General features: G+C 67.0%; 9 protein-coding genes. 5 read left to right on the top strand and 4 right to left on the bottom strand.

Translation table 11 applies throughout. The annotated features are described in order from the left end of the window. Positions 1-180: hypothetical protein (locus tag IP86_RS29220; RefSeq protein ID WP_210168168.1), on the bottom strand; the 180-nt coding region annotated here is incomplete at its 3' end. 401 nt (positions 181-581) lie between these two features. Here IP86_RS29220 and IP86_RS07015 point away from each other — a divergent pair. Next, entirely contained in the window at positions 582-1,910 is a 1,329-nt protein-coding gene (locus IP86_RS07015; protein WP_054161802.1) for a caspase family protein, read from the top strand. 10 nt (positions 1,911-1,920) lie between these two features. Here the strand turns inward: IP86_RS07015 and IP86_RS07010 are convergent, their stop codons facing one another. After that, positions 1,921-2,478: a hypothetical protein gene (locus IP86_RS07010; RefSeq protein WP_245290560.1), complete on the bottom strand. Its 558-nt coding sequence runs from the start codon at positions 2,476-2,478 to the stop codon at positions 1,921-1,923. Positions 2,479-2,884: 406 nt separating this feature from the next. Further along, positions 2,885-4,072, bottom strand: coding sequence for a serine hydrolase domain-containing protein (locus IP86_RS07005; RefSeq protein ID WP_054161801.1), 1,188 nt, complete (start codon positions 4,070-4,072; stop codon positions 2,885-2,887). A gap of 110 nt (positions 4,073-4,182) precedes the next feature. Here IP86_RS07005 and IP86_RS07000 point away from each other — a divergent pair, with 110 nt between their 5' ends. Continuing rightward, positions 4,183-4,437, top strand: coding sequence for a BrnT family toxin (locus IP86_RS07000; RefSeq protein ID WP_054161800.1), 255 nt, complete (start codon positions 4,183-4,185; stop codon positions 4,435-4,437). Beyond that, positions 4,430-4,732 carry a BrnA antitoxin family protein gene (locus IP86_RS06995; protein WP_054161799.1) on the top strand — a complete coding sequence of 101 codons (303 nt, stop codon included), beginning with the start codon at positions 4,430-4,432 and terminating at the stop codon, positions 4,730-4,732. Before IP86_RS07000 ends, IP86_RS06995 begins: the two co-directional genes overlap by 8 nt. Before the next feature lie 28 nt (positions 4,733-4,760). On the opposite strand, the gene IP86_RS06990 is transcribed toward IP86_RS06995, so the two are convergent. Continuing rightward, positions 4,761-5,834, bottom strand: a complete 1,074-nt coding sequence (locus IP86_RS06990) for a linear amide C-N hydrolase (protein ID WP_054161798.1) — start codon at positions 5,832-5,834, stop codon at positions 4,761-4,763. Positions 5,835-6,149: 315 nt separating this feature from the next. Between IP86_RS06990 and IP86_RS06985 the strand changes: the two genes are divergently transcribed. Continuing rightward, the gene (locus tag IP86_RS06985; RefSeq protein WP_054161797.1) at positions 6,150-6,431 is read left to right on the top strand and encodes a hypothetical protein; all 282 of its coding nucleotides are present in this window, start codon (positions 6,150-6,152) and stop codon (positions 6,429-6,431) included. A 195-nt stretch (positions 6,432-6,626) separates the two neighbouring features. Further along, positions 6,627-8,222, top strand: coding sequence for an MDR family MFS transporter (locus IP86_RS06980; RefSeq protein WP_054161796.1), 1,596 nt, complete (start codon positions 6,627-6,629; stop codon positions 8,220-8,222). The last annotated feature ends 95 nt before the right edge of the window (positions 8,223-8,317 follow it).

Below are 8,317 nucleotides of genomic sequence, written 5' to 3'. Positions count from 1 at the left end.
CCGGCTCGGCTGCGGCGCGGTGATCTCGACGGCGGGAAGTTCGGTCGCCCCGGGTCTCGCCGTTTGCGCAGACGCAGCAGATGAAAGCCAGATGCTCGGCGCGATCAATGCGCTGCTCAGCAACAGTGCGTTGATCGCGGATCTGCGGCCGGCATTCGCGCCGGCGTCGATGGATTTCATCATTGGCCCCCATTTGTCGAGGCGTACTAATCGGATCCAGCGGCGTGCATCAACGCGGTTGCAAAGCTTTTGCGCGAACCAAGTTTGGAATTGATCGAACCAGGCACGCTGTCGGCGCGACTGCAATGCGCAGAGCGGAATATCGCCTTGATTCAGCTGGGCTGCGCGGAGGCAGCGGCATCGACAGCGAACCCGCCGGGTTGTTTTGAATCGTTCAAATCCGGGCGTGTCCGGCGTGCCGAACAGGCGGCCTCCAGCGCTCGAGGCAGACGAAGCACGAAGGCGAGAACGCTCGCGGTTTGCCGAGACGCTGCTCGGACCGTTTGCACAGCGGCTTTCCCTACTGCGGGCAAAGCGGTTAGTCTGGCGTCGTGGCCCGGATCTGCTGGAGCGGATGTGGCATGGGGCGGTTGGTGATCGGATGGGCGCTCGCCGTGCTGGCGGCGCTGTGGCAGTCGCCGGCGCTTGCCGAAAAGCGCGTCGCGCTGGTGATCGGCAATTCCGGCTATCAGAACGTCTCGCGGCTCGACAATCCGAAGAACGATGCGGCGCTGATGGCCGAGACGCTGGCCGGCATCGGCTTCACGCTGGTCGGTGGCCACGCCCAGCTCGACCTCGACAAGCCCGGCCTCGACGCCGCGGTGCAGAGCTTCGGCCGACAGAGCCAAGGTGCCGACGTCGCGCTGTTCTACTACGCCGGCCACGGCGTGCAGATCAGCGGCGCCAATTATCTCGTCCCGGTCAACGCCAATCCGACCCGCGAGGCCGACGTCGATTTCCAGATGGTCGACGTCAACGTGGTGCTGCGACAGATGCAGGGGGCCGGGACGCGGTTGAAGATCGTGATCCTCGACGCGTGCCGCAACAATCCGTTCGGCGTGCGCGGGTTGCGCGCCGCGGAAGGCGGCCTGGCACAGATGCGGGCGCCGGACGGCACGCTGATCTCCTACGCGACGCAGCCCGGCAGCGTCGCGCTCGACGGTGGCGATGGCCACAGTCCCTACACGCGCGCGCTCGCCGCCACCGTCCGGCTCGCCGGCCTCGATCTGTTCCAGACCTTCAACCAGGTCGGGCTCGCGGTGATGCGGGCGACCGCGGGCGCGCAGCAGCCCTGGGTGTCGTCGTCGCCGATCGACGGCACCTTCTACTTCGTGGCGCCGGCAGTGGCCCAAGCCGCCACGGCATCGACGCAGGAGGCGCGGCTCAGCGCGCCACGACCGGGCCCCGAGCGGGGGCCGCTCACCGATGCGGTGGCGCTGCGTGAACTGCGCGATCGGCTCTATGAACTCAATTTCGATCCCGACGTGCCGAATGCCAGCGCGGGATTGCGGCAGGCGATCAGCAAATTCCAGCAGCGCGCCTCGTTGCCGCAGACCGGCGAGGCGACCGAAGATGTGCTGGCACGCCTGCGCAGCGCCGACGATCTCAAGCCGTGGGGAGCAATCGTGTACGATCCCGACAAGGAGAAGTGGGGCATCTCCTGGAACCACGCCTCCCGCAAGGCGGCGGTGGCGGATGCGCGCGCCAAATGCGGGGCGGCGAAATGCCCGATGGAACTGAGCTTTTATGGCGGGCGCTGCGGCGCCTTCGCGGTGTCGCCGCAGGCGTGGTCGCTGGTCGATCGCGACAAGGTCGAGAGCGCGCGCGAGGCGGCGCTCGGCGCCTGCGGCAAATCCGGCAAGGCCTGCCGGATCGTCGGCGCGGTCTGCGCCGACGGCTCGGGGCGCTGATCATCGCGTGTTATTGTTTCGACGCCGTCCAGCTGCCGACGCAGCCGTCGGAGCGGCGGAAGCTGCCGGAGCCGCTGCGGGCCGAGAACCGGCCGGACGAGGTCCAGCTGATGCCGTTGGCCGAGCCGGAGCCGCTGGTTTGGCCGCTCGGCGTCACCGTGCCAGACGTGTACTGCCCGGTGAATCGTCCGCCGGAGATCACAATCGCCTCCGAGGCGCCGCCGCAGGGCCGGCCGACGCTGACCACCGCCCAGGCGCCGTCGAAGTTGGCGCCACCGCTCGCACTGGACCGGGCGGCGCGCGGTTTGTCGCGTGCTGGTTTGCGGGGGCGGGCGGGCGCCGACGATTCCACGCCGCGCGGCGCGCGCGACCCGGACAGCGACTTCTCGCCGTCGCCGAGGCTGCCGCCGGCGCTGCCGGACTGCGCGGATGCGGGCTGGATCAGGACGGCAAATACGAACGCGAATACGAACGCGAAGCCGAGCAGGGCCGCAGGCGCGATGGATCGCGCTGCGCGGCTTGGTTCGGCGAGGCATTTCTCGGTGCGGGATCGGACAACCAGCGGCATGATGAGCAGCGTCCCTGATATGAATGGCGGCAGGAGGCATCGAACAGGCGAGCGGCAATGACGAGGAGCTTTGCCGGTGCGGCGCTGATCGTCAAGTAATCGCGCTTGGCGCAAAACCGCTCCCGGTTCGGGCTAACAAGCCTCGTCGATTCGAGTGTGCGGAGCGCTGTGTGAAGCGCGTCACAACCATCAATGCGGCATGCCGACAGCCCGCCGCGTCGCTGCTGCAACCTCCGTAAAACTACGGCTCGGGACTGTCCCAAATAGGACGTACGCGCGGATTGTGAGAGAACAAATACAGCCGCGGCGCGGTCCGTCGCGGTCCCCTTCCTTGGGGCGTTTCCTCCCTTGACTTGGCCCGGGCGCCGATCGGCGACCGGGCCTTTTTATGTCGCGCGTCAGTTCATCAGGCGATGAGGCTGCGGCGCAGTTCCGGAAGGGCGCGGTGCGTCACCGCCCATGCAGCGTTGTCGACCGCGGCGCCTTGGGACGACAGCTTGGCGATCACCAGGCGGTGCGCCGGATCGACGAACAGATTCTGGCCGTGGATCCCCATCGCGAACATCATCCGCGGCTCGTCGTCGACGACGTACCAGCCGCCGCGATAGCTCATGCTGCGATAGGGAAACAGCTTCTGCCATTCGCCGGTGTGCCAGGCGGCGCGGTCGCCGTGCTGCCAGAGGTCGTCGACCCACGTGCGGGGCACGATCGCGCGGCCGTCGCGCGCGCCGCCATCCAGCATCATCTGCCCGATGCGCGCGAAATCCCGCGCCGTCATGCTGAAGCCACCGGTGGCGCGGGCGAGGCCGCCGCGATCCAGCGTAACCGACGCCGGTTGCTCGGCGCCGAGCGGCTGCCAGATCAACTCGGACACCAACTGCGCGAATCGTCGGCCGCTGGCGCGTTCGATCGCCCAGCCGAGCAGATCGGTGTTGGCGGACGTGTAGCGGAACGAGCCGCCATGCGGCTGCGGCTTGATAGCTAGGCGCTGATAGAAGCTCTTCAGATCCGACGGCGGCTGATCGGGCGCGAGCGCATCCCAGCCGGCGGCGGCCGCGTAGTCGCGGGTAGCGTCGAGGTCGAGGACGATCCCGGTGCGCATGTCGAGCATCTGCCGCAGCGTCGCGCCGCGATAGGCGGTGGCGGCGATCTCCGGCAGCAGCGTGGTCACCTCCGCGTCGAGATTCAGCGTGCCGCGCTCCGCCAGAATGCCGGCGACCAGACCGGTGATCGATTTCGATGCCGACATGATGATGTGCGGCGTCTGCGCCGTCATGCCGTTGGCGTAGTGCTCGCAGACGATCGCGCCATCGTGGACGATCACCAGCGCATCCGTCGCGGTCGCCTCGAGGAATCCGGCGAAGTCCAGCGTCTCACCGCCCTGAGCGCGAACGCGGAAGTCATCGAAGCTGCGCAGCGCAGTACGCAGCGGCCAGAAATCGTCGACCGCATTGGCGATCCGTTCGGTCGCGATCAACTCGTCGACGTGCTGGAAGGCCCAGCGGCTGAACGGCGGCGTGCGCCAATTGGCGAGCGTCGCGGCCGGCATTTCGCCGGACGCCGCGTCCGGTGAGGAAGAAGTCTCGGTCGGCATGGAGGTCTCCGGAAAGGTGCCGGGATCATGTAGGCGGCCGGCGGCGGCTGGTCCATGCTCCGTCGCGCCGCCAAATCCTCTCGCAATTATTTTGTAGATACGATATAAGCATGATCATTGTTTGGGACGAGCACAAGCGGATCGCGAATATCGAGCAGCACGGCATGGACTTCGCCAAACTCGACATCGCATTCTTCGAGCGGGCCATCATCAGGCCTTCGCATTCCAAGCGGTGGCTGGCGATCGGCCACTCTGATCTCGGCGATATAGCTGTTGTGTTCAGGCCGATGGGGCGTGAAGCGCTGAGCGTCATCAGTATGCGGCCGGCCAACCGACGCGAGAGGAGGAAACTACTCGATGGCTAAGAGGACTTTGAAGACGTTCCAGCCCGGGCGGGGCTACACGAAGCAGGATTGGGACGAGGTCGGCGACAGTCCTGAGTGGACCGCGGAGGATTTCGCGAAGGCCAAGCCCTTCGCCGAAGTCTTCCCCGATCTCGCCGCTTCGATCCGCCGCGGGCGCGGACCCAACAAGGCGCCGACCAAAAAGCTGGTGTCACTGCGGCTGTCGCGCGAGGTGATCGACAAATACAAGGCCGGCGGCGATGGCTGGCAATCGCGCATCGACGCCGACCTGCGCCGGATCAACAAGATCAAATAAGCCGCCGAACGCGGCGTGGTGCGCGGCTCTATTCCTTTGTTGGAAGCCCCAGAAACTTGAACGGCGCGCTCGGCTTGAACTGATTGTGGACCTCGCCGGCGAAGATGTTGCTCTGGCCGGGGCCGAGGTCGAGCTTCTTCACTGCGCCTTCGGCGGCGAAGTCGACCTTGGTGACGTCCACCCAGAACACGTTCGGCGTCAGGGCGGATTCGAAGAAGTACAGCTTGCGCTTGTGATCGACCACGCTGCGCCAGCGCGTCGAGGAGATGTTCGGCTGATCCGGTGTGGTGATGCCATAAGGCACCGAGGCGTTGCGGATCACGCCGAACACGCTGGCGAGCGCCTCGGCCGGCTTTTCCGATTTCGGAATGGCATCGACATAGAACGACGCGCGGGCGAAGCGGTCGGCGGCCCGGTTGGTGCCGGGCAGCATCACGGTGCCGCCGATCTGCTGCCAATAGGCGTTGAGCGCGAGTTGCTGCTCGAACACCGGCGAGTTGGTCATCACCTGATAGCTGCGGCTGTGATGGATCACCTGCTTGCCGTCGATATACTCGATGATCGCGCTGTCGCCGCTCGGATCCGACAGCGACAGATGCACGGTGGCGGGACGATCCTCGTCGGGCAGATTTGCCGTCACCACGACAAACGGCTCCTTGGCGAGTGCGTCGACCGCCTCTTTGACGGTGGCGTAGCTGTCGAGCACATATTGCGCCCAGAGCGACAGCGCCAATCCCGGCTTGCTGCCGTCGAATGTCGGATAGCTGGATTCCGCCAGCCACAGCACATTGGCGACGAGGCCGACTTCATTGACGCCGTCCGACGTGGCGAGGTCGTAGGCCGAGGCGATGACGCTGCCATAGCGCGCGGTCCATTGCAGCGCATTCGGCCCGACTTCGCCGTTGCGCTTGATGCCGCGCGGGAAGATCCAAAGATTGGTGCCGATATCGCGCGCCCAGTCCATCGAGCGGGCGGTGATCACCTGATCGGCGGCACCGAGATAGACCAGGCGGGTGCAGGCCTGCGCCGCCGGCGGGAGCAGCGAGCCGCCGACCAACAATGCGGCGAGCGCGGAGGCGAGATGGCGTTTGCTTGGCAACATGGCTCTAGCTCCAAAGCGGGACGCGCGAGTTCGTCCTGGGCGATGCACTGACGCAGTGCGGGCGCAACCACATCGCCCGCATGTGCAAGCGTCGCACGCCAGCGTGACAAATCAATCCTGCGATGTGCTGTGCGCAAATAATTCGTCAATGATCAGCCGATCGGCGGCAATTTGGTAAGCTGAACGGTGCGCAGTTGCGGTCGGATGGGAGAAGCCACCACGCGAGATCGCGGCGCCGTCACAATTCAGGACGAGCCGATCCGCGAATCTTGCGGTAGGTTCTCAGCAAGTCTGCTCGATCCGGAAGGAGTTTCGATGGGCGTGCGTGCGAGGTTGCTGGCGGTGATCGGGGCGACGGTGGTGATGGCAAGCCCGTCGGTCGCCTGGACGCAGGCCGGTGGAAAGCACGAGGCGGCAAAGGCCCCACCGCAGGCGTCCGGCGCGGCCGCCAAGCCGGGACCGACGAAACCGGCGAAGCCGATGACCCGCCGTGAGGAAATCCACCACGCGATCGACACCCGCACCGTGCCGGAGCGCTATCGCAGCTCGGTGCCGAAGGAATATCAGAAGTACATCCCGTTCGCGAAGGGCAGGTGAGCGCCTCGGCGCTGGCCAGGCACTGCCGCATCGTGTTTCCGCAGTGCGGAACGATGCTGCGGATCGCGAAGCGCGGCGCCCGCGACCGGCGCGAGCCACCCATGCGCCGCGACGACTGCCGGTGCGGCGCTCGTTGGGGTACTGACTTCGGCAGCTAATTCCCCCGACCTCCCGCCGACGAGATTCTGCGCCCGCATGAGCATGCCCGAGCCCCAAAGCCGCGAGCCGGTCGGCCGGCATCTCCTGTCCGATGAAGCGGCGGCGGAACTCTCGCACATCCCGACCGAGGTGATCGATTTCGGCGAGGCGCCGCCGCTGGCGCCGGCCAGCCCGCTGACGCAGGGCGAGGTCCGTGCCATCCTGCTGAGCCTGCTGCTGGCGATGTTCCTGGCCGCGCTCGACCAGACCATCGTCGCCACCGCGCTGCCGACGATCGGCCGGCAGTTCGGCGACGTCGAGAACCTGTCGTGGGTGATCACCGCTTATCTGTTGTCCTCGACCGCGGTGGCGCCGGTGTTCGGCAGCCTCGCCGATATCTATGGCCGCCGCGCGACGATCATCGCCTCGCTCAGCCTGTTCATCGCCGGATCGGTGATGTGTGCACTGGCGCCGAGCCTGCTCGTGCTGATCCTTGGCCGCGCGCTGCAGGGCCTCGGTGGCGGCGGCATCATGCCGATCGTGCAGACGGTGATTTCCGACGTGGTGACGCCGCGCGAGCGCGGCCAGTATCAGGCGTACTTCTCCGGCGTCTGGGTCTCGGCCGGGATCGGCGGGCCGATCCTCGGCGGCGCTTTCGCCGAGCATCTGCACTGGTCGATGATCTTCTGGATCAACCTGCCGCTGGCGGTGGGCGCGCTGGCGCTGCTGCTGCCCAAGATGGCGAAGATCCCGGTCTATCACCGCCGCCGCAAGGTCGACTGGCTCGGCGGCGTGCTGCTGATGGCCTCGGCGCTGGCGGTGATGCTGGTGCTGACCTGGGGTGGAACGCGCTTCGCGTGGTTGTCGCCGACCATCCTGGCGCTCGCCGGCGGCGCCGTGCTGCTCGCGACCAGCTTCATCTGGCATGCGCTGCGGGCGCCCGAGCCGTTCCTGCCGCTGCAGCTGATGAGCGGAACGGTGGTGCCGTGGGCGATGGCGGCCGGCGGCTTCGCGATGGGCGCGATGATCGGCCTCACCGTGCACATGCCGTTGTACTACGAGGCGGTGTATCACCTCAGCGCCAGCCAGTCCGGCCTGGCGCTGATCCCGATCGCCGCGGTCTCGGTGCTCGGCGCGGCGTTCACCGGGCGTGCGATGGTGAAGGTCGAGCGCTACAAGCGGATCGCCATCCTCGGCACCTCGTTCTCCGGCCTGATGATGGCGGCGATCGCCGTGTTGACGCCGCTGCCGCTGTGGCTGTTTCTGGCGTTGCTGTCGCTGTTTTCGATCGGACTCGGCACCGTGTTCCCGGTCACCGTGGTGTCGATCCAGAACGCCGTGGCGCGGCCGCAGATCGGCACCGCGACCGGGGCGATGAACTTCTTCCGGGCGCTGATGGCGTCCTTCACGGTGGCGGCGTTCACCGCAGTGCTGCTGATCGCGTTCGGTGGCGAACTGCAACTCGGCGGCGCCGAGCATCGTCACGCGATCGGCAGCGTGGCGGCGGCCGACATGGTGGCGGCGTTCCGCTGGGTGTTCGCCGCGGCCGCGGTGATGCTGGCGGCCTCGGCGACCTGCGTGGCCATCATGGAAGAGCGCAAGCTCGCCGGCCCGGAGCAGAGCGATCCGCCGCCGCTCGAGATGGCGGAGTAGGCGGCGGTCGCCCGCAGCGACGCCCGATTAAGCCTGCCGCGCGGAATTCCTGCAGCTTCGCGGGAAAACGAGTAGTCTGCCGCAAATCCGCCCGG

The sequence above is a fragment of the Rhodopseudomonas sp. AAP120 genome (genome assembly GCF_001295845.1).
Lineage (GTDB): Bacteria > Pseudomonadota > Alphaproteobacteria > Rhizobiales > Xanthobacteraceae > Rhodopseudomonas.
Note: the sequence above shows the minus strand (reverse complement) of the source record. Positions and strands in the feature narration are given on the sequence as shown.

Coding starts and splice junctions, on each gene's coding strand:
- IP86_RS07015 (WP_054161802.1), top strand. CDS start 582: ATGGGGCGGTTGGTGATCGGATGGGCGCTCGCCGTGCTGGCGGCGCTG.
- IP86_RS07005 (WP_054161801.1), bottom strand. CDS start 4,072: ATGCCGACCGAGACTTCTTCCTCACCGGACGCGGCGTCCGGCGAAATG.
- IP86_RS07000 (WP_054161800.1), top strand. CDS start 4,183: ATGATCATTGTTTGGGACGAGCACAAGCGGATCGCGAATATCGAGCAG.
- IP86_RS06995 (WP_054161799.1), top strand. CDS start 4,430: ATGGCTAAGAGGACTTTGAAGACGTTCCAGCCCGGGCGGGGCTACACG.
- IP86_RS06985 (WP_054161797.1), top strand. CDS start 6,150: ATGGGCGTGCGTGCGAGGTTGCTGGCGGTGATCGGGGCGACGGTGGTG.
- IP86_RS06990 (WP_054161798.1), bottom strand. CDS start 5,834: ATGTTGCCAAGCAAACGCCATCTCGCCTCCGCGCTCGCCGCATTGTTG.
- IP86_RS06980 (WP_054161796.1), top strand. CDS start 6,627: ATGAGCATGCCCGAGCCCCAAAGCCGCGAGCCGGTCGGCCGGCATCTC.
- IP86_RS07010 (WP_245290560.1), bottom strand. CDS start 2,478: ATGCCGCTGGTTGTCCGATCCCGCACCGAGAAATGCCTCGCCGAACCA.